At 73.7% G+C, this 23,424-nt stretch carries 19 protein-coding genes and 3 pseudogenes; 10 read left to right on the top strand and 12 right to left on the bottom strand.

The annotated features are described in order from the left end of the window. Nucleotides 1–35 precede the first annotated feature (35 nt). The 5 genes and pseudogenes from E1265_RS38865 to E1265_RS10525 all read left to right on the top strand — a co-directional run bounded on the left by E1265_RS38865 (nucleotide 36) and on the right by E1265_RS10525 (nucleotide 2,921). The gene (locus tag E1265_RS38865; protein ID WP_243740680.1) at nucleotides 36–176 is read left to right on the top strand and encodes a hypothetical protein; all 141 of its coding nucleotides are present in this window, start codon (nucleotides 36–38) and stop codon (nucleotides 174–176) included. 538 nt (nucleotides 177–714) lie between these two features. Further along, the gene (locus E1265_RS10540; protein WP_132929996.1) at nucleotides 715–1,068 is read left to right on the top strand and encodes a hypothetical protein; all 354 of its coding nucleotides are present in this window, start codon (nucleotides 715–717) and stop codon (nucleotides 1,066–1,068) included. Between the two features lie 556 nt (nucleotides 1,069–1,624). Beyond that, on the top strand, nucleotides 1,625–2,305 hold the full coding sequence (locus tag E1265_RS10535) for a hypothetical protein (RefSeq protein WP_207931034.1): 681 nt from the start codon (nucleotides 1,625–1,627) through the stop codon (nucleotides 2,303–2,305). Nucleotides 2,306–2,318: 13 nt separating this feature from the next. Beyond that, nucleotides 2,319–2,496: pseudogene (locus tag E1265_RS38860) on the top strand (IS982 family transposase); the annotation flags it as partial. A 242-nt stretch (nucleotides 2,497–2,738) separates the two neighbouring features. Then, nucleotides 2,739–2,921, top strand: coding sequence for a hypothetical protein (locus E1265_RS10525; RefSeq protein WP_243740677.1), 183 nt, complete (start codon nucleotides 2,739–2,741; stop codon nucleotides 2,919–2,921). Nucleotides 2,922–3,016: 95 nt separating this feature from the next. Here the strand turns inward: E1265_RS10525 and E1265_RS10520 are convergent, their stop codons facing one another. Beyond that, a complete protein-coding gene (locus tag E1265_RS10520) occupies nucleotides 3,017–4,474 on the bottom strand; it encodes a hypothetical protein (protein ID WP_165953719.1) in 1,458 nt (485 codons plus the stop codon). A gap of 75 nt (nucleotides 4,475–4,549) precedes the next feature. Between E1265_RS10520 and E1265_RS10515 the strand changes: the two genes are divergently transcribed. Next, nucleotides 4,550–5,023, top strand: a complete 474-nt coding sequence (locus E1265_RS10515) for a nucleoside 2-deoxyribosyltransferase domain-containing protein (protein ID WP_132929995.1) — start codon at nucleotides 4,550–4,552, stop codon at nucleotides 5,021–5,023. On the opposite strand, the gene E1265_RS10510 is transcribed toward E1265_RS10515, so the two are convergent. The 3 genes from E1265_RS10510 to E1265_RS10500 form a co-directional block, all read right to left on the bottom strand. After that, the gene (locus E1265_RS10510) at nucleotides 5,013–5,285 is read right to left on the bottom strand and encodes a hypothetical protein (protein ID WP_132929994.1); all 273 of its coding nucleotides are present in this window, start codon (nucleotides 5,283–5,285) and stop codon (nucleotides 5,013–5,015) included. The two genes, E1265_RS10515 and E1265_RS10510, sit on opposite strands and share 11 nt — an antisense overlap. A 278-nt stretch (nucleotides 5,286–5,563) precedes the next feature. Beyond that, nucleotides 5,564–6,724 carry a hypothetical protein gene (locus tag E1265_RS10505; protein WP_132929993.1) on the bottom strand — a complete coding sequence of 387 codons (1,161 nt, stop codon included), beginning with the start codon at nucleotides 6,722–6,724 and terminating at the stop codon, nucleotides 5,564–5,566. Then, complete coding sequence (locus E1265_RS10500; RefSeq protein ID WP_132929992.1) at nucleotides 6,721–8,142, bottom strand: hypothetical protein; 1,422 nt, start codon at nucleotides 8,140–8,142, stop codon at nucleotides 6,721–6,723. The genes E1265_RS10505 and E1265_RS10500 overlap by 4 nt, the downstream gene beginning before the upstream one ends. Before the next feature lie 229 nt (nucleotides 8,143–8,371). On the opposite strand from E1265_RS10500, the gene E1265_RS40270 reads away from it, so the two are divergent. Both E1265_RS40270 and E1265_RS10490 read left to right on the top strand, forming a co-directional pair. After that, the gene (locus E1265_RS40270) at nucleotides 8,372–10,123 is read left to right on the top strand and encodes an ABC transporter ATP-binding protein (protein WP_279571420.1); all 1,752 of its coding nucleotides are present in this window, start codon (nucleotides 8,372–8,374) and stop codon (nucleotides 10,121–10,123) included. Between the two features lie 54 nt (nucleotides 10,124–10,177). Further along, on the top strand, nucleotides 10,178–11,317 hold the full coding sequence (locus tag E1265_RS10490) for a glycosyltransferase (RefSeq protein WP_132929990.1): 1,140 nt from the start codon (nucleotides 10,178–10,180) through the stop codon (nucleotides 11,315–11,317). Here E1265_RS10490 and E1265_RS10485 read toward each other — a convergent pair. The 5 genes from E1265_RS10485 to gmd all read right to left on the bottom strand — a co-directional run bounded on the left by E1265_RS10485 (nucleotide 11,292) and on the right by gmd (nucleotide 18,563). Beyond that, on the bottom strand, nucleotides 11,292–12,614 hold the full coding sequence (locus E1265_RS10485) for a glycosyltransferase 87 family protein (protein ID WP_243740678.1): 1,323 nt from the start codon (nucleotides 12,612–12,614) through the stop codon (nucleotides 11,292–11,294). The two genes, E1265_RS10490 and E1265_RS10485, sit on opposite strands and share 26 nt — an antisense overlap. Nucleotides 12,615–12,720: 106 nt before the next feature. Continuing rightward, complete coding sequence (locus E1265_RS10480) at nucleotides 12,721–13,563, bottom strand: glycosyltransferase family 2 protein (protein WP_132929988.1); 843 nt, start codon at nucleotides 13,561–13,563, stop codon at nucleotides 12,721–12,723. A gap of 19 nt (nucleotides 13,564–13,582) precedes the next feature. Next, nucleotides 13,583–14,056 carry a hypothetical protein gene (locus E1265_RS10475; RefSeq protein WP_132929987.1) on the bottom strand — a complete coding sequence of 158 codons (474 nt, stop codon included), beginning with the start codon at nucleotides 14,054–14,056 and terminating at the stop codon, nucleotides 13,583–13,585. Beyond that, nucleotides 14,056–17,364 carry a LamG-like jellyroll fold domain-containing protein gene (locus E1265_RS10470; protein WP_243740676.1) on the bottom strand — a complete coding sequence of 1,103 codons (3,309 nt, stop codon included), beginning with the start codon at nucleotides 17,362–17,364 and terminating at the stop codon, nucleotides 14,056–14,058. Before E1265_RS10470 ends, E1265_RS10475 begins: the two co-directional genes overlap by 1 nt. Nucleotides 17,365–17,540: 176 nt before the next feature. Then, nucleotides 17,541–18,563: a GDP-mannose 4,6-dehydratase gene (gene gmd, locus E1265_RS10465; protein WP_132929986.1), complete on the bottom strand. Its 1,023-nt coding sequence runs from the start codon at nucleotides 18,561–18,563 to the stop codon at nucleotides 17,541–17,543. A 67-nt stretch (nucleotides 18,564–18,630) separates the two neighbouring features. Here gmd and E1265_RS10460 point away from each other — a divergent pair, with 67 nt between their 5' ends. Continuing rightward, entirely contained in the window at nucleotides 18,631–19,629 is a 999-nt protein-coding gene (locus tag E1265_RS10460; protein WP_243740675.1) for a GDP-L-fucose synthase, read from the top strand. On the opposite strand, the gene E1265_RS10455 is transcribed toward E1265_RS10460, so the two are convergent. Beyond that, a complete protein-coding gene (locus E1265_RS10455) occupies nucleotides 19,623–21,131 on the bottom strand; it encodes an exopolysaccharide biosynthesis polyprenyl glycosylphosphotransferase (protein ID WP_243740674.1) in 1,509 nt (502 codons plus the stop codon). The genes E1265_RS10460 and E1265_RS10455 overlap by 7 nt on opposite strands. A gap of 198 nt (nucleotides 21,132–21,329) precedes the next feature. Further along, nucleotides 21,330–21,530, bottom strand: a pseudogene (locus E1265_RS10450) (iron chelate uptake ABC transporter family permease subunit); the annotation flags it as partial. On the opposite strand from E1265_RS10450, the pseudogene E1265_RS10440 reads away from it, so the two are divergent. After that, nucleotides 21,435–22,352, top strand: a pseudogene (locus E1265_RS10440) (HtaA domain-containing protein). The pseudogenes E1265_RS10450 and E1265_RS10440 sit on opposite strands and share 96 nt — an antisense overlap. A gap of 73 nt (nucleotides 22,353–22,425) precedes the next feature. On the opposite strand, the gene E1265_RS10435 reads toward E1265_RS10440, so the two are convergent. Beyond that, nucleotides 22,426–23,322, bottom strand: coding sequence for a LysR family transcriptional regulator (locus E1265_RS10435; RefSeq protein WP_132929981.1), 897 nt, complete (start codon nucleotides 23,320–23,322; stop codon nucleotides 22,426–22,428). Between the last annotated feature and the right edge of the window lie 102 nt (nucleotides 23,323–23,424).

Here is a 23,424-nt window from a genome sequence, read left to right as displayed (position 1 = left end):
CCACCGCGACGCGCACCGTCACGGTCACGTTCACGGTGTCGATCAATGTCCGGGCCGACCTCGGCGACGGGAACATCTGCGGCGAGACCGTCGAGTGCGCCATCGTGACCCGCGCCGACTTCACCAACATCTACAGCCGCTCGTACGACGTCCACGTCCCGGTCACCTTCCAGTAGGCACGGAGAGAGACCGGACCACGCGATGAGACACGGACGAAGACTCGGCGCCTTCCTCGCCGGCGCCGCGCTGCTGCTCGCCGGCACCACGCTGACCCAGGCGTGGGCCGACGAGGCGCCACCCACGGACGGGGGGCGAAGGCGTCGACGTGCCGCCCGGAACGGTGGGCCACCACCAGGCGGCCGCGATCACCTCGATCGGCCGACCCCTCGACCTGCTGTGGCACTTCGACTCGGAGAAGCTGTACGTCGCCTCGGACGACTCGCCGACTACCGCCGACGTCGACGAACGCGGCCTCTACGCGCTCGACCCGGCCGACGGCACGGTCCGTTCCTGGATCTCCCAGGCGCCGGGCTCCACCGGAGCGCTCCGGCAGGTGGCCGTCTCCCGCATCGCCGCGCCGCTCCCCGGCGACGGGATGGTCTTCGGCTACCCGGTGCGCGGGCTCGGGACCGCCGCGGACGGGGACGGGGCCGCGCGCGGCGTCTGGCTCGCCGGCGCCACGATCCCCGACGGGCGGGGAGGACCGCCGAGACCGTGCTGGTGGCCCAGGGGCCGACGCTCTCCGAGGTCGAGACGGCGACTGGCGCCGTGCGCCGCACCGCCACCGTGGAGGGGACCTCGCGACTGGCCTCGGACCCGGCCCGCGGCACGGTCTGGTCGGCGGGGTCGTCGGGGTCGGTCGGCGGCAACCTGCTCCGCCGGGTCGAGGCGGGAGCGGACGCCGCCTCGTCCGGCGTCTGCGCGGGCACCCGACTGCCGGACGGGACGCTCGGCTTCCTCGAGGTCGACCCGGCCACCGGCGAACTGTGGGTCGGCGTCGGCTCGTCGGTCGTCATCCACGACGCCGGCGCGACGCCGCTGGCAGGATCGCGAGAACACCGCCGATGAACAGGGCGCTCCCCCCAACGAAGACGACGCGCCTGCTGATCACCGCGAACCGTTCGTCCCGCGAGGGGCCCTGCCCGCCGATCACCGGTACACCGGCTCCGCGCCGTCCTGGAGGGCCCGGACGGCCTGCCGGATCTCCTTGGCCTGGGCTCCCGGGTGGGTGCGGTGTTCCCCACGACGTCACGCGTCCCGTCATGGTCGACGACCGCCGTGCGGAGCACCTGGGCCTTCGTGCTGTCGGAGCGAAGGGCGAAGGGCGAAGAGCGAGGACGCGACAGCGGTCGCGTGACGGGTTCCGCGTCACAAGAGGGGTCCCCCGGAGGGTGGTCGAACGAGACAGTCCGTAGGCTAGGTCGACGCGCCTGCGCGTTGTTGTCGGTCGTTCGCACCACAGGTCAGGCCACACTCCGGCGCAGACTGTCGGGACCTGTCGGACGGGCCAGGTGACGGGTCGACCTGTGTATCGGTTTGCCACCTGTGCGGTGGGGTCATCTGACAGATCTTGAGTGCGTGCGACTGGAGCCGGCCCCTGCCCAAACACGAAGGAGCACGTCAGGTGGGCAATGTACTGACCATGAGAACCTTGCGAAACAGAGTCCGCGAGGGCTCTCCGGCGCCCTTCATGGACGTGGTCTACCTCTCCGACGAATCGGGAACGACCCAGGTGGTCGCCTACGTGGAGCGTGAGCTGCCGCCGGGCGGCATACCGGCATACCGCGCGGCCCGCAGGAGCGGCGCTCGTTCCTTCGTCCTGTGGGCCGACGAGGACCGCCGGGAGCGGTTGGCCACCGTGGTGACCCTGTCGGCCAGCGGCGGTGTTGCGACGTTTCAGGCGCTGGGTGCGCACGGCGAGCTCATCGGCACGTTCGTGCGTAAGAAGGCGCTCCGTGGTCGGGGCCTGCGCACTCGCTGGACCGTGACTCAGCCAGGCGGCCCTAAGGCGGTGGGCTTCAAGGGCCGGATCCTCTGGTGGTGCGTGTGGTGGCTGTCGTTGCCCATGCAGGTGCTGATCCTCGTGATCTCCGTTTTCGACGGTGTCCCCGGCAACGAGGGTGGTGTCGGGCGCGGCCCCCGGCGCATCAGGTGGCGCGCGGGTGGTCAGATGCCGCTGGAGTTCAGGTCCGGAGGTGACAAGCTGCATGTGCACGCGCCGGGAATGGACTGGCGGCTTGGGGCCGCGCTGGTCGTCCTGCTGCGCACCTTCAGTGCTGGCGCGTGGGACGCGAGGAAGAAGTGACCGGTTGGTCCCGCCCAGGCAGCCGGGCTACGACAGGCGCCTGCGCGAGGCCGTCGAGCTGCCGCGTCGGGTCACCCGGCCGCTGGCCACCGGCACATTCCTGTGGAGCGACGACGTGTGGATCGTGGACTCCACGCCGGTGGAGTGCGGCCCGCTCATGCGAGACCGTCACGTGCTCCGACCTGGCCGGACACGCCGAGCACTGGCTACAGAACGCCTTGGTGCGGCGTGCGCCGCGGCGGTGGGGGTGGGGTTTCGGGGGCCCCGGACAGGAGAAGTGGACCTCATGACTGACCAACGGCCAGCTCCTCACCCAGCCCAGACGCCTGGTGCGCCCACGGCGTACGCGCCGCCGCAAGTTCGGGGGGTCAGCGCCGGCTACCGGCGATGGGCCAGCATTCTCACGTGGCTCGCGATCACCATCGGGGGTTTCGTGGTGGTCGCGTTCGTGGTGAGCCTCGTCCTCCTCGCACTGGCGGACGTGGACGACAGAAAGGCCGCCTACGGTTACCTCGCCCTCGTTCTCTGGGTGATGATCGCCGCCGCGATCCCAGTCCTGCTCGCTGTCGCCATCCCCGGTGTCGTCATGACGCGGCAGGTGCGGCAGCGGCGGTAGGCGTGGATCACACCTTCGTGAGGTGTCGCCAGGCGTGCACGGCGGCGTCCGTTCCGTCCATGCCTGTCCACAGGGATGGGTGGGGCCAGCCCGGCTCAGTACAGCCGGCTGCGCTGGCCTGGCCGGAAGGTGGTGACCAGCAGCAGGCACAGCACCGCGATCCCGATCCGGCCCGAGGCCTGGAGCAGGGAGCCGCGCAGCAGGATAAAGCTGTAGCCGGCGAGCACCGGGGCCACCACGGCGAGCACGTTGCCGGGCGACGGGTCGTCCAGCGTGCGCCGCACATAGCCCCGGTCGGTGCGCGCCGCCAGGTAGCCGATGGCGAGGAAGCCTCCCGTCATGCCCAACGGGCCGAAGTCCAGCCAGAGTTCGGCCCACAGCGGGGAGGAGAGGTTGGCGCTGTTGGTGCCCATCCAGCCGCCCACGAGGAAACCGGTGTCCTGCGGCTTGGCCGGCCACACGTTGCGCGGCACGAAGAACAGCGCCGCGCCGGCGACCTGCCGGCCGTAGGTGTGGCCGTTGCCGTCGGCCGCGTAGGTGATGGTGTTGGCGAACATGCCGACCTGGTCGTAGTCCTTGATGACCAGCGGCTCCATGAACGACTGCGCCTCGACCGGCTGCCGACCGTTCTCGTCGTAGCGGAAGCGGTCGGTGAACGGGAAGACCAGCAGCGCGATCACCACGCCGAGCGCGAGCGCCGCCCGGTACATGACGGTGCTGCGCGGGAAGACGGTGAAAAGCAGGGCGAACAGCACCGTCAGGAACCAGTAACGGGGATTGGAGATCGGGTTGTTGACGATGGCGTTGATGACGACCAGGCCGGCCCACGGCAGCACCACGGACGGCTGACGGCGGGCCCGCGGGGACGTCACCATCCAGCGGGTGAGGAACAGCAGCGCCAGCATCGCCGGCACCGTGCCGAAGCCGCGCAGCAGCGCGTTGCCCGCCTCGCCGCCGCTCGCCTCGGCGCCCGTGGCCTCGCTGAGGCTGGCGCTGATCTCCTGCCGGCTGGCGAAGAACACGGCGGGGCCGCCGAGTTGGACGATCAGCAGCGCACTGGCGAGGTAGGCGAAGGCCACCAGCACATAGAGCCGGGTGCGGTGCACGGTGGCCGGCGGGCGCCGGCTGCCGCGCATGGCCGGCCGGTGCCTGGCCAACAGCGCGCCGACATCGAAGGCGACCATCCCGCAGAGCACCAGCACGGTGGCCAACTGGGTGTCGCCGCGCGGCCCGAGGACCGGCGTCGGGTCCCGGCCGAGCACGGACTGGGCCAGCGGCGCGATGCCCATCGCCAGGTAGCAGAACAGCCAGAACGCGCCCTGCACCAGCCGCCGTCGACCCGAGAGCACCATCGCCGAGAGCCGCACGCCCGCGTAGCAGGCGACCACCAACTGGAGCCAGAACGTGGTGTCCCTGACCCCCTCGCCCGGCTGCGCGGCCACCGCGAGCGGCAGTATCCCCACCAGGCCGCCGATCAGCGGCACGGAGAGCGGCCGCGACAACACCGCGCGACCCGGCACCCCGCGCGTCCGCCCCGTGACCTCGACCGCCACCGGCACCCACCCCTCGACTCGGCGGCTCAGTCTAGGGTGTGTCGGCCGACGGGCAGGGACCGGCAGGATGGGGGCATGACGGTCAGCCACTATGTCGAGGCCCCGGACCAGTACCGCCCCGATCCCGGCGATCCGCCGTCGGTGTTCCTGGCCGGCGGGATCAGCCACTGCCCCGACTGGCAGCGCGAGGCGGCCAGGGCGCTGCGGGACCTGACGGTGTTCAACCCGCGCCGGGCGGGGTTCGACGTCGACGACCTGGCGGCGAGCGAGTACCAGATCGCCTGGGAGTTCCACCATCTGCGGGTCGCCGACGTCACGCTGTTCTGGTTCCCGGCCTGCGATCCGGCGCTGACCGTGCAGCCCATCACGCTGTACGAGCTCGGCGCGGCGGCCGCGACGCCCGAGCGGCTGATCGCCGTCGGCGCCGACCCCGGCTATCCGCGCGCGGCCGACGTGCGCCTCCAACTCGGGCACGTCAGGCCCGGGTTGACCGTGCACGACACGCTGGCCGCGACGGTGGCGGCCGTCCGGGCCGCGGTCAGGCGGTGAGCGTGGCCGCCCGGGCGGCGCGACGGTCGCGGCGCAGCGAGCGCAGGGCGACGGCGATGCCGGCCAGGGCGAGCAGGGCACCGGCGAGCGGAGGAAGCGGCGCCCCGGTCCTTCGTCGATCAGGCGCCCGCCGAGCCAGCCGGCGCTGGCGGCGGCGAGCTGGTAGCCGGAGGCGTCGACCGCGACGGCCAGGGTGGGGGGCTGTGGCGGCCGTGGCCATCACCCGGGCCTGCGTGCCGGGGATGACGGCGTAGGCCAGCACGCCGAGCAGGAAGGTCAGGGCCGCGCCGGCGCGCCGTCACCGTGGACCAGCAGGAGCACCGGCACCGCGTCGGCGGCGAACCGCTCACGCCGGTCAGCAGCGGGGCGATGTGGGTGAAGACCATGACGGCGCCGGCGCTCGCCACCGCGGTCAGGGCGATCGCCGGCCACACGTCCCCGCTGACGAGCGCCCGCAGCTCGCCGAGCGCGGAGCCGGCGGTGGGCGCTGGCGGTGGTCGCGCTGCGCGCGCTCCTCGCGGCGCTGGTGGCGGACAGGTCCTAACGGATGCCGGGGGCCGTCCGGCGGCGGTGGACGAGCAGCTGGCCGAAGCCGGCGTGTTCGACGCGGAGCGACAGCTGCTCGGCGGTGATGCCGAGCGCCACCGCCGTGTTCGCCAGGTGCCAGTCGTGGGCGGCCAGCGAGGACAGCAGATGGCCGCGCCTCACCTGCGCCTCCGACAGCCGGAACGTCTTCAGGTAGGCCAGCCGCCCCGCGCTGTCCAGGACGCACTCGCCGATGTGGTTCTCGACCCGCCGCCGGAACGGCGGCAGGAACCGCCACAGGCTGAACCGGCCCAGGCGGTACACCCGTTGGAAGGAGTACTCCGCGTCGAGCAGCCCGCCGGCCATCGTCTGGTCGTGGAACGCGGCCCACTCGGCCCGCTGCCCGGCCACCGCGGCGCGCAGGTCGGCCAGCGTCCGCACGGCGGAGTCGTCGAGGCGGGCGCGGAACTCCTGGACCGGCGCCGAGAGCAGCGCGTACTGGTGGACCAGCTCGCCGTAGAGGTCCCTGATCAGGGTCGGGTGCAGCACGCGGTAGTCGTCGGGGTGCGGCACCACCAGCGCGCCGGCCAGCGCGTCCGCGACATAGATCAGCGTCCCGCACTGGCCTGGGTGGACCTCGAAGACCCGCAGCGCGTCCGCGAGCCCCGGCACCTCGGCGCCCACGTACGCGCGCTCGACGCGCGGCGAGAGGCCGCGGTTGACCGCGCGCCTGGCCCACTCGTCCCAGACGATCGTCGGGCCGCCGAAGTGCAGCGCCAGATAGCCCTCCAGGGCCAGGTGCAGCGGCAGGAAGCGGAGCCGGTTCCGGTTCTCCCGGCGGGCCATCCGGCGGTGGAAGTGCAGCCGCAGGTGCTCGACGGGCGCCGCCCGCTCGGTCCCCGCGGTGCGGCCGTCCGTCAACTGGGTGCCGTAGGCGGCGGCGGGCCCGCCGCCGGTCCAGCTCGCCACATAGCCGTGCGGGATGTAGGCGGCGTAGACCGAGCGCCCGTCCAGGTCGACGAGGCCGATCGACTCCCCGTAGGCGCGCGGGTGCAACCGCAGGTCGACGATGGGCGCCTCGCGCAGCAGCGGCACCAGGCGCACCCCGCCCCACACCTGCGGCGGGCCGGTGGTGAGGCCCGCGAGGTCGATCCCGGAGGGCGTGTACGTGGTCACGCGTCCTCCCCGATGAAGTCCGCGACTCGGGCCGCGAGATGGGCGCGGAGCGCCGCCAACTCGGTCCGGCCGTGCGCGAAGCGCGCCAACTCGACCAGCGCGGGCAGGTCCTCGGCGTCCCTGACGCCCACCGTGGGCACCGAGGGGGCCAGCGCGCGGACGGCGAAGTCATCGGCGTCGTACACCGGGTTGAGGTGGACGATCTCCACACGGCCCGCTGGGTCGAACCGCGCCGACCACACCCGCAGCACCTCGGCGGCGAGCCCGACCGGCGCGTTGTCCCAGCCGTCCGAGACGATCAGCAGCCGCTCAGGGGCGAGTTCGAGCGCGTCCAGGATCCGCTCGCCGAGCGGCGTCGGGCCCAGCGGGCGGCTGAGCAGCGAATCGGTGCGCCCGGAGGTCCACAGCCCGGTGTAGCCGTCGCCGGCCAGTGCCTCGAGCAGGAAGTGGGCGGCCAGCGCCACCGCGAGCGGCCGGCGCCGCTTCTCGCCCGAGCCGTGCGCCGAGTAGCTGTCGTCGAGCACGGCCACCGTGCGCCCCCAGGCGCCGGCGCGCCGGCCGGCCGTCCGGGCCGCGGCCGCGCGCAGCGCGTCCGTCAACTCGCCGCGCCGCGCCGACCGTTCCGCCAGCGGGAGGGAGAGCGCGTAGCCGGCGACCCTGGTCAGCGACGCGCCGGCCAGCGTGGCCTGGTCCCGGTCGCCGGTGGTCTCGCGCAGCCGCAGCTTCTCGAGGCGCGTCATGCGGGGCTCTATCCCGGCGAGGAACGCCGCCCGGTCCATGCCGTGCCGGGCGGCGAGGCCCTCGGCGACGGTGTAGGGCAGCTCGAACACCTGGGAGCGGTCGTAGTGCGCCCGCCGCCATGTCTCGAAGAGCGGGGTCGCGAAGGTCCGCCGGTCGTGCGGCGCGAACAGGAAGGCCCCCAACTCCCCATCCCCGTCAAGGCGGAGGTGCGCGTGTCGCGCGGCGGCCCGCAGCTGCCCCCGGTACTTGACCGCGTCGAAGGCCAGATCGGGGCGGGCCGCCAGCCAGTCCCGGACGATCGCCCGGGTGCGGCGGTTGTTGACGCCCGCGGCCCGCAGCGCCGCGAACAGCCGGTACACCCGCTGCGGCGGCAGCGCGCGCAGCGCCCGCCCGATCAACCGCCCCTCGGCGCGCCGCCGTTCGGCCGAGCCGGCGTCGGCCGCCGTCTCCAGGAGGCGGCGCGCGATCAGCGCCGTGTTGTGGTGGTTGATGCCGAGCGCCAGCGTCGCGGCGTACAGGTCGCGGTAGTTCACCAGCATGTACTCGTGGAGGAAGTCGAGGGAGAGCCGCTGCCGCTCGCCGTCGGAGTGGAACTCGCGCTGTCCGGTCGCGGTGATGGCCGCGTTGACGAAGAGCAGCACGTCCTCGGCGGCGACGACGTCCCCCTGGCTCCCCACGATCCCGCACCCCTCCCCAGGCAGTGACGCCGGCCGGGGAATGGGGGCACGAACAGCGAATAGCGCTTCACATACGGTTTCCGGAAGTCGCGCCGAAGTCCCACGGCCGGCGACCCGAAGGTAGCACTGGGACCTCCGAACGTTCCCCCCATATTTCACCCCCGCTGCTTAGGTTGGCCTTACCGAAATCTTCTGTGGGTGGCTCGGTGACGGAATACGGGAGGGCGCGGTGACCGGTCGGGACGTGCTACGGCGCGCGGTGCTCGGCCAGCGGCGGCGGTTGGTCGTCAGCTCGCTGCTCGGCGCCGGCCACCAGGCCGGCGAGGCCCTGACCCCGCTGCTGATCGGCGTCACCGTGGACCGCGCCATCGCCGGCGAGGACGCCGGCGCGCTGGTCCTGCTCCTGACCGCGCTCGGCGGCGTCTACCTCGTGCTGTCCTTCAGCTTCCGGTTCGCCGCCCGCCTCGGCGAACAAGCCGCCGAGACCGCCGCCCACGAACTCCGCCTCGACCTGGTCCGCCGGGTGCTGCACCCGGCCGGCGGCGCCGAACGCGGCCGGCTGCCAGGCGCCCTGGCCAGCGTCGCCACCGAGGACGCCCGCCGCGTCGGCATCGTGCTGAAGGCGCTCGGCTTCGCCTTCGCCGCGCTGACGGGCCTGCTGGTGGGGGCCGTCGCCCTGCTGCGGACCTCGCTGCCGCTCGGGCTGCTCGTGCTGCTCGGCACCCCCGTGCTGCTCTGGCTCGGCCACCTGCTGAGCAAGCCGCTCGAACGCCGCTCCACCGCCGAACAGGAGGCCGCCGCCCGGGCCTCAGGCGTCGCCGCCGACCTCGTCGACGGGCTGCGGGTGCTCAAGGGCCTGGGCGCCGAGCGGGCCGCCGTCGACCGCTACCGCCGGATCAGCCAGGACTCGCTCGCCGCCACCCTCCGCGCGGCCCGCGCGGAGGCCGGCCAGCAGGGCGTCACGCTTGCCGTCACCGGCCTCTTCGTCGCCGTGATCGCCCTGGTCGGCGGCCGGTTCGCGGCGAGCGGCGACATCAGCCTCGGCGAGCTGGTCTCCGCCCTCGGCCTTGCCCTCTTCCTGCTCACCCCGCTCGACACCCTCGCCTGGGTCAACACCGAGCTCGCCCAGGCCCGCGCCTCGGCCGCCCGCGTCGCCGACGTGCTCGCCACCCCCTGGGCCGTGCCCCCGGGCGGTGCCGCGCCCACCCGGCCGGCGCGCGGCGAGGTCGAGGTGCGCGACCTCGACCACGAAGGACTCGAGGGACTGCACCTGACCGCGCGCCCCGGCGAACTGCTCGGCCTGGCCGTCACGGAACCGGCCCACGCCGACGCCCTGCTGCGCTGCCTTGGCCGCGAAGCCGACCCGGCCGGCGGCACGGCCCGGCTCGACGGCACCCCGCTGACCGAGCTCGACCCGGCCGAGCTCCGCGCCGAGCTGCTGGCCGCGCCGCACGACGCCCACCTGTTCTCCGGCACCGTCGCCGACAACGTGCCGGGCGCCGCCCAGGCCGCGGCCCTGGCCGCCGCCGGCGCCGACGCGCTCGGCACCGAGACCGAGGCCGGCGAGGCGGGCCGCGCGCTCTCCGGCGGCCAGCGGCAACGCGCCTGGCTCGCCATGGCCGTCGCCCAGGACACCCCGGTGCTGCTGCTCGACGAGCCCACCACCTACCTGGACCTCACCCACCAGATCGACGTCCTCGACCTCGTCACCGACCTCAACCGGGACCGGAAGCGGACCGTCGTCATGGTGCTCCACGACCTCAACCAGGCCTGCCGGTACGCCGACCACGTCGTCGCCATGAAGGCCGGCCGGATCGTCGCGGAGGGCACCCCGGCCGAGGTCATCACCGAGGAGACGGTCACCGACGTGTTCGCGCTGCGCTGCCGCGTCACCGTCGACCCGGTCAGCGACACCCCGATGGTGCTGCCACTCGGCCGCCACCACCCGGGCCGACCACCGGGCGCCGGCGACGAGCAGTAGCCTTGGACCTCCACCGATCGGCCAATGATGTGGTGGGGGGAGGGAGTTCGTGGCATGAGGGTGCTGCATGTGGTGACCCTGCACACGCCCACGCACGAGTTCGGCGGCCCCACCAGGGTCGCGCTGAGCCAGTGCCGTGGGCTGCGGGAGCGCGGGCACCGGGCGGTGCTCGCCGCCCTCGGGGACGGCTTCGGGGCTGGCCGGGAACTGCCGCGCGAGGTGGAGGGCGCCAGCGTCCGGCTCTTCCAGGCCCGGCACGTGCTGCCCAGGTTCGAGGTCAGCGGGATCACCTCGCCCGCGCTGCTGGCCCGCGCCTGGTCATACGTTCGGTCGGCCGACGTGGTGCACGTGCACCTGATGCGCGACCTGATCACGCTGCCGATCGCGCTGCTCGCCCTCCAGGCCGGCACCCCGCTGGTGCTGCAGACCCACGGCATGGTGGACCCGACCGAGAAGCGGGTCGCCAGGCTGGTGGACGCGCTCGGCGTGCGCCGGGTGCTGCGCCGGGCCGACGCCGTGCTCCACCTGACCGAGCGGGAGCGGCGGGAGACCGCGGCCGTGGTCGCGCCCAAGCCCATCGCGCCGCAGTACCGGCTGGTCAACGGGGTGCCGGCGCAGAAGCGGCGGCGCGCGACCTCAGGACCGCCGACCGTGCTCTACCTGGCCCGGGTGCAGGCCGGCAAGCGCCCGGCGGACTTCGTGGCCGCCATGCCCACGGTGCTGGCCCGCCACCCCGACGCGCGCTTCGTGCTGGCCGGGCCCGACACCGGCGCGCTGGCCGACACGCTGGCCCGCGCCGAAGCGCTCGGCGTGCGCGGCTCGCTCGACCGGGTGGGGGCGCTGGACCGGGCCGAGGTGATGGCGTGGCTGCGGCGCGCCGACGTGTTCGTGCTGCCCTCCATCCAGGACGCCTTCTCCGTCTCGGCGCTCGAGGCCATGTCGGTGGGCACGCCCGTGGTGGTCACCGAGACCACCGGGCTCGCGCCCGACGTGGCACACGCCGGCGCCGGGCGGGTGGTGGCCTCCCGTCCCGACGAGGACAACGGGCCGCGGCTCGGCGAGGCCATCCTCGACCTGCTGGCGCCCGAGGCCAACGAGCGGGCCTCGCTCGCCGCCTGGCGGCTCGTCGACGACAGCTTCACCATCGACGCGGTGCTCGACGAACTCCTCACGGTGTACGGGCGAGTGCGCTGACCGGCCGGTCCTCCGCGGGTATGAGCGGGCCCAGGGGGCAGCGCAGCCAGGCCCGGCCGACGACCACGGCCGCCAGCGTCAGGAACGCCAGGCCGATCCCCGGATAGATCCCGGAGAGCAGCATCTGGCCGAGGGACTGCCGCAGCTCCGGATGGTCGCTCCTGAAGTGCGGCACCCACCACAGCGCGAAGGTGTAGAACAGCACCCCCGTGGCGACCGCCCCGGCCACCCATCGCCGGTCCCGGCGGCGCGCCGCCTCGGCGGCCAGCAGCAGCACCATGGGCACCGCCCAGACCCAATGGTGGGACCAGGAGATCGGGCTCACCAGCAGCGCCGTCACCCCGCACACCACCGCCGCCCAGGCCCTGCCGTGCGGCAGCCGGGCCTCGGCCAGCAGCGCCGCCACCGCCGTGACCAGTCCGACGAGGCCGATGAGCAGGGCCGGCCACAGCCACGCCCCGCCCGGGTCGACGGTGTGCAGGGCCCGCGCCGCCACCCCGCGCAGCGACTGGTTGGCGGTGCCCTCGACCCGGCCGGCCCGGCTCTTGTCGAAGACGACCTCCGTCCAGAACCGCCGGGAGTCGCCGGGGGCGGCCAGCGCCCCGACCAGCACCGTGCCGCAGAACGCGCCGCAGGCCACCGCGGCCCGCCGCAGCAGCCCGTTCCACGCCGGGGCGCCGCGCCGCAGCCGGCGGACCGCCAGCACGCCGCCGGCCACCGCGAGCAGTACCGCGAACAGCGCCGGGGTGAGCTTGATGCCGGCGGCCACACCGATGCCGACGCCGGCCCAGCGGTGGTCGGCCCTGCGGGTCTGGTCCCACAGCACGAGGACGGCGAGCAGCACGTTGATCTGGCCGTACCGCAGGGTCGTCCACACCGGCTCGCACCAGACGGCCACGGCCGCCGCCGCGCAGGCCGCCGCCGGGACCGGCAGCCCCCAGGGCCGTCGCCCGATCAGCCGCAGCGACAGGTACACCAGGGCGAGCAATAGCAGCAGGTTGCCGACGGTCGCCGCGACCCGCATGGTCCCCACGCCGACCCAGGTCAGCGGCACGAAGAGCAGTGCCGCGAACGGGGGATAGGTGGCGGGCAGCCCGTGCTCGGTCACCCGCAGGTCGTAGAGGCTGTCGCCGGTGCGGATCGCCCAGCCCTCTGCCCGGTACACGTCCAGGTCCAACCAGGTGACCTGGGCCACCCGCTGCGCCACGAAGAAGGCGACGAACGAGACCAGGCAGAGGCCCGCCGCGACCAGCGTGGCCCGCCGCCCCTCCCGGCTCCGCGCGGCCGGCGCGTCGATGGTCCGCTGACTGGGTCCGCTGCTACTCACGGAAGCAAACTTAAGTTTGCCGCCCGGGCGGCGCATCAGCGGGGGAGCCGATCAAGCTTCCCCCGCCGGTCGTCCGTCAGTCGGCCGGCCGCTCGGCGGCCGCCGCCTCCCGCGCCTTCACGCCGATCTGCCAGCGGTAGAAGCTCATCGCCAGCGCGTAGTCGAACCCGGCCCGGCCGTCGAGGAAACCCCGCCGGTACACGTAGGAGTAGCCGAACGACAGCAGCGGCTTGAACGGCGCCCGGTGGAAGACCTGCCCCTGCCGGGTCTTCGCCGTGCGGATCTGCTCGCGCACGTCGGGGTGGCGCTCGAGCCACGCCTCCCAGTCCGAGTAGCGGTTGTGCCGGTCGAACCAGGTCCGCACCGGGTCGAGGTCCCGGTGCTCGATGGTGGCCCGCAGCCGGTGCACCGGATTCGCCAGCGGCTGGTAGTGCCCCTCCTGCTCGCCCATGCCGGGCGCCGCCAGGTCGTCCGGCTCGGGGAACCTGGCCCGGGTGCGGTCGAGCAGGGCCCGCTTGACGATGGTGTAGCCGTGCCGCAGCCGCCGCCCGGCGAACCAGTACCCGAGCGGGATGTCGAAGGCCGCCGGGCGGACCTGGCGGCCGTCGTGGAAGATCCGCCGCAGCTCGGCGATCAGCTCGCCACTCGGCGTCTCGTCCCCGTCGAGGAAGAGCATCCAGTCCGTCTCCGGGTGGACGTGCTCAAGGCACCACTGCTTCTTCTTCGGGTAGCGGCCGTCCCAGGTGTAGGGGACGACCTCCGCGCCCTCCGCCTTGGCCAGGGCGCGGGTGTCGTCCGTGCTGTCCGAGTCCACGACCACCACGGCCGCGAAGTGGTCGATGACGGAACGCACCGCGCCGGTGATGTTGGCCGCCTCGTTCTTGGTGGGGATCGCCACCACGATCGGTAGTCGGGTCACTCTTCTCCCTGTCGCACTGTCAGTCCGTCGCCTCGGCAAGCAACTCGGCGTACTCCGGGCACAGGTGCTCGACGGCGGCTTCCGCGTTCGGGATCTCGCCGTCGCGCAGCGCCCGCAGCGCGCCCGCCCGGTCGTGGCGCTCCAGGTAGCCGATGCGGTAGCACGCCTCGTCGCCCACCTCCAGGATGGCGGCCGGGTCGACGCCCCGGGGCACCCGGTCCGCCAGGTACTCCCGCTGCTCCTCGCTGAACTCGCCCTCGGCGGGAGTGAGTTCCTCCTCGGGCACGGTCTCGTCCGGGATCCCGTCAGCCTCCGGCGAGGTCTCCGGATCCTGGCTCGCCGGCGACTCCGACGAGGCCGTCGCCTCCACGGCCGGCTGTTCGGTCCCGGCCGTGCCGCCGTCGTCGCTGCCGCCGCCGCAGGCGGCCAGCGAGACGACGACGGCGGCGGCCAACACGACTCCGCTCAGCCCGAGCCGCAGGCGCCCCCGCATCAGGGCGCCCCAAAGGCCAGCACCAGCTGCGGCCGGTAGCCGGTCTGGCCGGTCTCCCTGGCCCACAGCCACAGGCTGTCCGTGCCGTCACCGCGCAGCGCCACGTCGAAGTCGCCGCCGAGCGCGGCCCGGACGGTCGCCAGGTCGAGCGGCACCGAGTAGACGCCGCCCGGCGCGTCGGGGGCGCTCAGCGTGCCGAGTACCGTGCTCGAGAGCGCTGGCCGAGTGGCGTACGTGGTGCCGGCCTCGTCCCAGGCACCGTCGATCGGCACCACCTGGAAGTCGTCCACCGAGCCGGCCACCGAGTCGTCGGACACCCGCACCCGCAGCGCCGCGCTCTCGAGCACCTGCCCGGCCGGGGCGGCCGGCAGCCGGAAGTTCAGGTAGCTCTCGTAGGCGCTGCTGCCGCGCACCGCCAGCTGCTGGTGGGTGCCGTAGTTGGTGGTCGTCGCCGCGCCGTTGACATAGGTGTCGGCCGTCGGCGTCACCTGCGTCACCGTGTCGGTCGGCAGCGAGGCCGCCTGGTGGTGGGCCGAGACCCGGGCCGCCGACAGTTGGGTGGGGTAGACGGCGGTCTCGTCGAGCTGGCCGGCGAAGAGGTCGCTGGTCGGCCGGTTCGACCAGTTGACCAGGGAGTCGCCGCCGGCCCGCCAGTAGCCGGTCACGTTGCGCGCGGTCGTGTAGAAGAAGTTGCTCGCCACCTGCTGGCCGTCCACGTAGAGCCGCATGCCGTTCGCGCCGACGGACGCCGCGACGTGGTGCCAACGCCCGTCGTTGTACCGCCCCGAGCTGGTGATGACCCGGTTGCCGTTGTTGATGATGCCGAACGAGAGCCGGCCGTCGTTGAGCATGTAGAGGTTGTTGTCGCGCGCCGTGCTCGGCTGCAGCGTGCGGTTGCCGAAGCCGATCAGCTTGCCGCCCGAGGTGGTCGTGGTCCGGAACCACGTCTCCACGGTGAAGCGCTGCAACCCCGAGAAGGAGCGGTCGCTGTAGGTGTACGAATCCACGCCGTCGTGGCCGATGGCGGCCGCCTCCGGGCCCGGCACGGCGCCCGGGGTCACGCCCCGCTGCGGCCCGCCCCGGTGCACGCCGTTGTTGCCGTTGCCCGAGGCGTCGGAGGCGAAGTTGTTCGCGGTCTCGTCGTAACGCCAGTACAGCAGCGGGCTGTCGGCCAGCACGGCGCTCACGTACGGCTGGGTGCCGCCGGCCGCCGTCGCCGTCACGGGCGCGGAGAGCGCGCTGGTGTTGCCCGCTCCGTCGGTCGCGGTGATCCGGTAGCTGTGGCTCTCGCCGGGCGCCATGCCGGTGTCGGCGAAGCTGAGCTGGGGGCGCCGCCAGGGCAGCGAGGACGCCTGCGCGGTGTGGATCGGCTGGCTGCCGCCGTCCCGGTAGACCCGGTAGGTGAGCCGGGCGTCGTCCAGGTCGAGGCTGGGGCGCCAGGTCAGGTCGATGCGGCCCGGCGTGGTGCTCGCGGCGTGCGCCTCGGGCACGGAGGGCGCGCCCACGTCGGGCGAGGTGGCGAAGCGGGTCAGGCCCCACTGCGGGCTGCCGTTGACGGTGGTGAAGCCGCCGCCCACCCACAGGAAGTCCCGGTCGTCGTCGGGGTGGTCGGTGACGGACAGCAGGGTGCGCGGGCCGAGCGCCTCGCCGAGCCCGTCGTTGGTGTTGGGGAACCAGCCCAGCTTCTCGCCGGTGGCCACGGCCTGCCCGAACAGGTGGTAGCGCTCCTGGTCGGGGAACTCGCCCATGCTGGAGCAGTCGTGGGCGTGGTGGGCGCTGTAGACCACCGAGCCGTGCACCGCCACGCCCTGGGTGGCGCCCAGGCAGGTGTCACGCCAGCGCTCATCGAAGGTGGCCAGGTCGAGCGCGATGCGGCCGTCGAACACCCCGCCGCCGGAGCCCTCGTTGGCGGTGTAGAAGCCGGTGGCGTCGACGTCGATGTCCTGCACGGTGGAGCCGCTGTCGATGAAACCGAGCGGGTAGGTGCGGACATTGGCGCCGGTGCTGGCGCTGACCACCGCCAGGGCGTGGGAGTTGGCGCCGTTCATGGTGTAGAAGTCGCCGCCGAGCAGCACGTTGCGCCCGTCGGGCGTGACCTCGACGGCCTTACCGACCTCGTCGGCGTTGGCCACCCAGCCGGGCACCACGGCGCCCTCGGTGGTGACGGCCGCGAACCGGCTCCTGGCCGTGCCGCTGATCTCGGTGAAGTCGCCGGCCAGGTAGACGCGGTCAGCGGTGGCGGCGATGTCCCGCACGATGCCGTTGGCGGCCGGCGGGAAGGGCCTGCGGGTGCAGCTGGGTATGTCGAAGGCGGCGACGCTGCTGGCGCCGACGCCGTTGACCGAGCCGAAGGTGCCGCCGACGTAGAGGGTGCGCCCGTCGGGCGAGACGGCCAGCGCCCGCACGGTGGCCGTGCCCGAGCCCACCGAGAACGACAGGTCGCAGTCGACGGGCTCGCCGGTGGCGGCGTCCAAAGCGACGAAGTTGCCCGCTGGTCGCTCCTGCGTGCCGGCCTCGGCCCCGGGCGGCCGGACGGTGGAGAAGGTGCCGCCGACGAAGACGACGCCGCCGGCCTCGGCGAGCGCGTACACGATGCCGTTGGTCTGCCAGGTGGGCAGCTCGTCGGCGGTCATCCCGAGCGGCTCAGTCAGCGCGACCGCCCCTGGCGCGGCGGGCCCGGCCAACAACCCACCCGCCAACGCGACCACGATCCCGGCGCCGACAAGACGCGGTGCGCCTGCCCGGCGCGGGGCCGGTCCGCCCTCGGCCGGGCCACGGCCGGCCGCCTGCCTGGCCGGCCCTGTGGGCCGGCCGCCGGCCGCCGCCGCGAGGGCACGGCGGAGCGGTGCGCCTGGCCGGCGCGCGGCCCGGCCGGCCTCGGCCGTTTTGCGGGCGGGCTTCCCGAGCCGCGCCGGGCCCTCCGGCCCGAAGGGCCGGCCCCGGTGCGCTGTCGGAGAGGCCGGAACGCTCGCGCCGGGCGCCGCCACCGCGTTCGCGCCGCGTGAGGCCGACAGCGCGGCGAGGGCGCCGCGGAACGCGCGCCGGACGGCGACCGCGCCGCGCGCAACGCGCCGGCGCGCCGCGCGTCCGGCCGCTTGGCGCTGCCGCGATGCCCTCGCGTCCGGTGTCCCGGCCCTCTCGCTGTCGTCGGCGGCCCGCTGCCGGTCGCGCGCCGTGGCCCGCGCCTCGCGCGGTGCCCGGCCGGCCGCGCCGCGCCGGCGCGGCTCCGCCGCGTCCGGCGTACCGGCCGCGGCCATCTCGGCGCCGCTGGCGCCTCCGGCGCCGCTCCGCAGGCCTCTGGCTGTCATTGCCTCACCCACTACCCAACCAGCCTTACCGAACATCGATCTGCCGCCTTACGACGGGCGCAACTTGGACCAACCAACGGCCCGTCAGGTTGTGCGCGAACGGTGGTGAATCCGGGGCGCGCGGTGACCGCCCGGCGCAGCGGACCCGCGGTGACCGCCCCGCGCAAGCGGGACCGTCAGCGGTCGATCCGGACGTGTCGGCCGTTCAACTCGGCGTCCAGCGCCTCGATGTCGGCGGCGACCATCAGCTCGGCCAGCTCGCGCCAGCGCACCTCCGGCTCCCAGCCGAGCACCTCGCGCGCCTTGGACGCGTCCCCGATCAGCGCGTCCACCTCGCTCGGCCGCTCGTACTTGGGGTCGAACCGCACGTACTCCACCCAGTCGAGCCCGGCGGCCGAGAAGGCCGCCTGGAGGAAGTCCCGCACGGTGGCCGCCACCCCGGTGGCCACCACGTAGTCGCCCGGCTCGTCCTGCTGGAGCATCCGCCACATCGCCTCGACGTACTCCGGCGCGTAGCCCCAGTCGCGCACCGCGTCCAGGTTGCCCATGTAGAGCCGGTCCTGGAGCCCGGCCCTGATCCTGGCCACGGCCCGGGTGATCTTGCGGGTCACGAACGTCTCGCCGCGACGCGGCGACTCGTGGTTGAACAGGATCCCGTTGACCGCGTAGAGCCCGTACGCCTCGCGATAGTTGACCGTGGACCAGTAGCCGTACACCTTGGCGCAGCCGTACGGGCTGCGCGGGTGGAACGGGGTGTCCTCGTTCTGCGGCGGCGGCGTCGCGCCGAACATCTCGGACGAGGAAGCCTGGTATATGCGGGTGTCGATGCCGCTGGCGCGGATCGCCTCGAGCAGCCGGAGCGTGCCGAGTCCCGTCACGTCCCCGGTGTACATCGGGACGTCGAACGAGACCCGGACGTGCGACTGGGCGCCCAGGTTGTAGACCTCGTCGGGTCTCAGCTCGCGCAGCAGGTTCACCAGCGCCACCCCGTCCGAGAGGTCGGCGTGGTGCAGCACCAGCGTCCGGGACGGCTCCTGCGGCCCCTGGTAGACGTGGTCGATGCGCTCGGTGTTGAACGAGGAGGACCGCCGCAGCAGGCCGTGCACCGTGTAGCCCTTGGCCAGCAGCAGTTCGGCGAGGTACGAGCCGTCCTGTCCGGTGACGCCGGTGATCAATGCCGTCCTGTTACCGCCAGTCATCGCGGGCCCAGCCTTTCTCTTCACGGAGAACGTAGGGATTTGTGTGGATATGCAACAATCCGTTGCCATGACGACACTGCTGCCGCCCGACGCGCGGATCTTCGTCGCGGGCCACCGCGGCCTGGCCGGAAGCGCGATCGCCCGCCAACTCGCGGACCAGGGCTACGAGGTGCTGACCAGGACCCGCGCGGAGCTCGACCTGCGGGACGCCGACGCGACCCTGCGCCACCTGCGCGACACCCGGCCCGACGCGGTGGTACTCGCCGCCGCGACGGTCGGCGGGATCCTGGCCAACGACCGTTACCCGGTGCCGTTCCTCGAGGACAACCTGCGCATCCAGCTCAGCGTGATAGCCGGCGCGCACGCGGCCAACGTCAACCGGCTGCTGTTCCTCGGCTCCTCGTGCATCTACCCCAAGCACGCGCCGCAGCCGATCCGCGAGGATGCCCTGCTGACCGGCCCGTTGGAGCCGACCAACGAGCCCTACGCGCTGGCCAAGATCGCCGGCATCTCCCAGGTCAGGTCCTACCGGCGGCAGTTCGGGCGCTCCTACGTCGTGGCCCTGCCCACCAACCTCTACGGGCCCGGCGACACCTTCGACCCGGAGAACTCGCACGTGCTGCCCGCGCTGATCCGCCGCTTCCACGAGGCGAGGCGGGACGGGCGCGGCGAGGTGACGCTCTGGGGCACCGGCACGCCGCGGCGCGAGTTCCTGCACAGCGACGACCTCGGCCGCGCCTGCGTCACCCTGCTGCGCGACTACGACGGCGACTCGCCGGTCAACGTCGGCGTCGGCGAGGACCTGACGATCGCGGAACTGGCCGCGGTGATCGCCGAGGCCGTCGGCTTCACCGGCCGGATCGCCTGGGACCCGAGCAAGCCGGACGGCACCCCCCGCAAGCTGCTCGACGTCTCCCGGCTCGCCGCGCTCGGCTTCACGCCCCGGATGCCGCTGCCGCGCGGCGTCCGGGAGACCTACGACTGGTGGCTGGCGGAGGGCGAGGCCGCCGAGCGTCCCCGCCGCTACGCCACGCCGTCCCAGGAGGACGACACGGGGCATCAGTAGGCGCCTCGGCCGTCGACGACCGCGCGGAAGGTGCGGGCCAGGACGTCAAGGTCGCCGGTCACCGACCAGTTGTCGGTGTAGAAGAGATCGAGCGCCAGACCCTCGTCCCACGACAGGTCGGAGCGGCCGCTGACCTGCCAGGGGCCGGTGATCCCCGGCTTGACGCCGAGCCGGCGCAACTCGACCGCGCCGTAGCTGGCCACCTCCTCCGGCAGCGGCGGCCGCGGCCCGACCAGCGACATCTGGCCGCGTAACACGTTGACTAGCTGGGGGAGTTCGTCCAGCGAGGTGCGGCGCAGCAGGCGGCCGAGCCTCGTCACCCGGGGATCGCGGCGGATCTTGAACAGGGGGCCGCTCAGGTGTTCGTTGAGTCTCTCGAGTTCGGGCCGCCGCGACTCGGCGTCCGCCACCATCGTGCGGAACTTCCACAGGGTGAACGGCGTGCCGCGGTAGCCGATCCTGGTCTGCCGGTAGAGCGCGGGCCCGCGCGAGTCCAGGCTGACGGCGAGCGCCAGCGTGAGCAGCAGCGGCGACAGCACCACGAGCGCGGCGCCGGCCGCCACCCGGTCGAGCACCGACTTCAGCGCCGGCTGCGGGCCGGTGCGCAGCGGCGGGGCGATGTGCAGCAGGTTGAGCCCGGCGGCGTTGGAGACCGTGAGCCGGCGCAGCGCCACCTCCGAGAGCCCCGAGGCGATGGCGAGTTGCAGCCCGGCGTCCTGGACGGCCCAGCAGACGCGGCGCAGCCGGTCGCCGGTGAGCAGACAGCCGGGCGCGATCAGCACCAGATCCGCGTCCTGGCGGCGGGCCGCGGCCAGCACCGTGGAGCCGTCCGGCCCCTCCGGTATCAGGTCCGGTATGGCGAGGGAGCGGTCGACGGCGGCCGCGAGGCGGCCCATCTCCGGGACGCCGGACGTGAGTTCGCCGGCGTCGCCGACCAGCACGGTGCCGATGACGACGAAGGCGTGGTCGGTGCGGGCGGCCAACTGGGCGGTGACCTCGTCGACCGGTCCCGGCTCGCCCACCACGAGCACCCGGCGCACGGCCTGGGCACGGCGCCGCTGCTCGAGCAGGTGGCGGTGCGTCAGCGCGCCCGTCACCGCGGTGATCAGCAGCGAGGGGAGGAGGGCGGCTAACGCCGAGGTGACGGCGGACTGTTCGCCGGTGACGGCGCGCAGGCCGGCCAGCAGGCCGAGGAAGATCAACCAGTCGTGGACGGTGGGCAGTAGACCGCGGGTCTCGCCGAGGGAGCGGGGACGGTAACGGTGGTGGACCACGCGGACGGTGACCCAGGAGAGCGTGGCGACGGTGGCGGCGGCCAGCGGACGGGGCTCGGACGCCAGGCCGTATACGGTGAGGACGGGGACGAACACGCCCGACACGTCGGCGGCGACGGCGACGGGCGAGTACCAGCGGGAGGTTTCACCGCGGCCGAGTCGCCGCGGCGCCGCCGTTGGTCTTCGGGCGAGCCCGGACGCCGAGCCGTCGGTTCTTTGATGACGCATGGACCCCCCAAGGTGATGCGACAACATCGAGAGCGGTGAAGCCGTTGCGGCAAGGGTGCAACGGTACTGCGTTGATGCGGCGAAGATACGAAGAAGAGCGGCGCGTCCTCTTCTCCCCCTGAGTGCGCGCCGGGCCGCAGAAAAGGCTAGGGCATCCAACTACCGTTTGGCGTGCGTTGGCTATAACTTTCCCCGCTTCACGCCGAGCGGCAACTCGGCCGGCTCGGCGACGGTGCGGGCCACGAGGTCGGCCGCGAGCAGCACCAGCGCGCCGGCGAGGGCGCTGCCCGGCACCAGGAACCGGTGCCCGGGGCCGGCGACCATGCGCAGCAGGTGCGGCACGACGAGCCCGACGAAGCCGACCACGCCGGCCACGGCCACGGCGGTGGCGGTGAGGAGCCGGGCACGCCCCAGGAACCGGAGGAGCCGCAGAACCCCTCGCCCGAGGATCCGCAGGACCCCGATGACCCTGGCCCCCAGGGCCCTGGCCCCCAGGGCCCTGGCCCCCAGGACTCCGACACCTCAGGCACCGTCCAGGAGGGCCGGCTCGACTGGGGCGTCAAGGAGTCCTTGCGCGGCTACGTGACCGGCCCGATCGCGAGCGGCGACGTCGAACTCTCCGACGGCTACCGCTTCCCGGCCGCCGGCGGCGAGATCGACCCCGAGGCGGCCGCCCTGGACGCCGACTTCGCCGGCGGCGTCCGCTTCACCGGCCACGTGGGCGCGCTCGACCTGCGGTTCAGCGAGCTGTCCATCGAAGTCTAGGGCACCGAGGGCGAGTTGATCGCCGACGTGTCATCGAAGGACCGCACCAGCGGCGAGGTCACCGAGTACGACGCTGTCACCGTCGCCGAACTCGATATCCCCGCCGACGCGTTGAACCCGGTCGACGACGTCTTCACGCTGGACGCGGTGCCCGCCACGCTCACCGCCGACGGCGCCCAGGCGTTCGGCGGCTTCTACTCGGCCGGCGAGGAGCTCGCCCCGGTCACCGTCGCCCTCACCGAGGGCGCCGACCTCGACGGCGACGACACCGGCGGCGACGACAACAACGGGCTCACCCCGGGGACCGGCGCCCGCGGCGGCGCCACCGGCGGTGCCCTCGCCTCCACGGGCGCAGGCGACGACCTGCCGGCCGTCCTCGGCACCGCCGCCACCCTGACCGCGATCGGCGCGCTGGCCTACGGGGCCAGCCGCCGGCGCCTCACACCGGAGAGCTGACGGTCCGGCTCTCCACCGGGCCGCGCCCGCCGCCATCGCCACCACAGGGCGGCGGGCGCGGCCCACCCTCCTCTCACCAGCCGTCCGCGCGGACCGTCGCCTCCAGCACGTCGAGGAACGCCCGCACCGGACGCGCCGCCGGCGGTGCGCCGTAGATCGCCACCGACACCCGCCGCCGGTCACCGGGCAGCCGGTCGGTCACCACGCCCGCGTTCCGATGGGCCTGGAGCGCCAGACCGGGCAGCACGCTCACCCCCAGGCCGGCGGCCACCAGCGCCTGCACCGCCACGTGGTCGTCCGTCTCGAACGTGATCCGCGGCGTGAACCCGGCCCGCTCGCACACCGACACCAGGTGCTCGCGGCACCGCTCGCAGCCGGCGATCCAACTCTGCTCGGCGTGCGTGACCAGCTCCCTGCGCGGCCCCGGCCAGCGCCGACCACGCGCCGTGACCAGGTAGAGCGGCTCGTCCAACAGCGGCGTCACCGTCGTGTTCCGCCGGTCGCCGCGCACCGGATCGTCGTGCTCGAAGATCAACGCGGCGTCCACGTCCGCGTTGCGCAGCGCGGTCAGTGCCTCGGGCGGCTCGGCCTCGGTCAGCGCCAACTCGATTTCCGGATGCTCGGCGGCGAGCCGGGCGGCGGCGGCCGGCACCAGCGTGGCCAGCGCCGAGGGGAACGCGGCGAGCCGCACCCGCCCGGCGCGCAGCCCGGCGTGCGCGGCGAGCTCGGCGCGCGCGGACTCCACCTGCCCGAGGATCTCCTCGGCCCGCGCCACCAGCAGCCGGCCGGCCTCGGTGAGGATCACGCCCCGCCCGGCCCGCCGTACCAGCACCACGCCGACCTCGGCCTCCAGCTTGGCCAGGTGGTGGCTGACGGACGGCTGGGCGTAGTGCAACGCCTCGGCCGCCGCCGTCACGGAGCCCTCACGGGCGACGGCGACCAGCACGCGGAGTCGGGTCAGGTCGAGCACGAGGCAAATCATAGGCAATATCGATGCTTCCAGAGAAAACAAGCATTAGATCTATCAGTCGTCGTCGTGCCACGGTGCTGGTATGGCCGTTCTCTCCCCGCC

Source organism: Streptomyces sp. 8K308, assembly GCF_004348315.1.
In the GTDB taxonomy this organism is placed as follows: Bacteria; Actinomycetota; Actinomycetes; order Streptomycetales; family Streptomycetaceae; genus Streptomyces.
The sequence above is the reverse complement of the archived record's forward strand: the minus strand, read 5'-3'. Positions and strand labels throughout refer to the sequence as shown.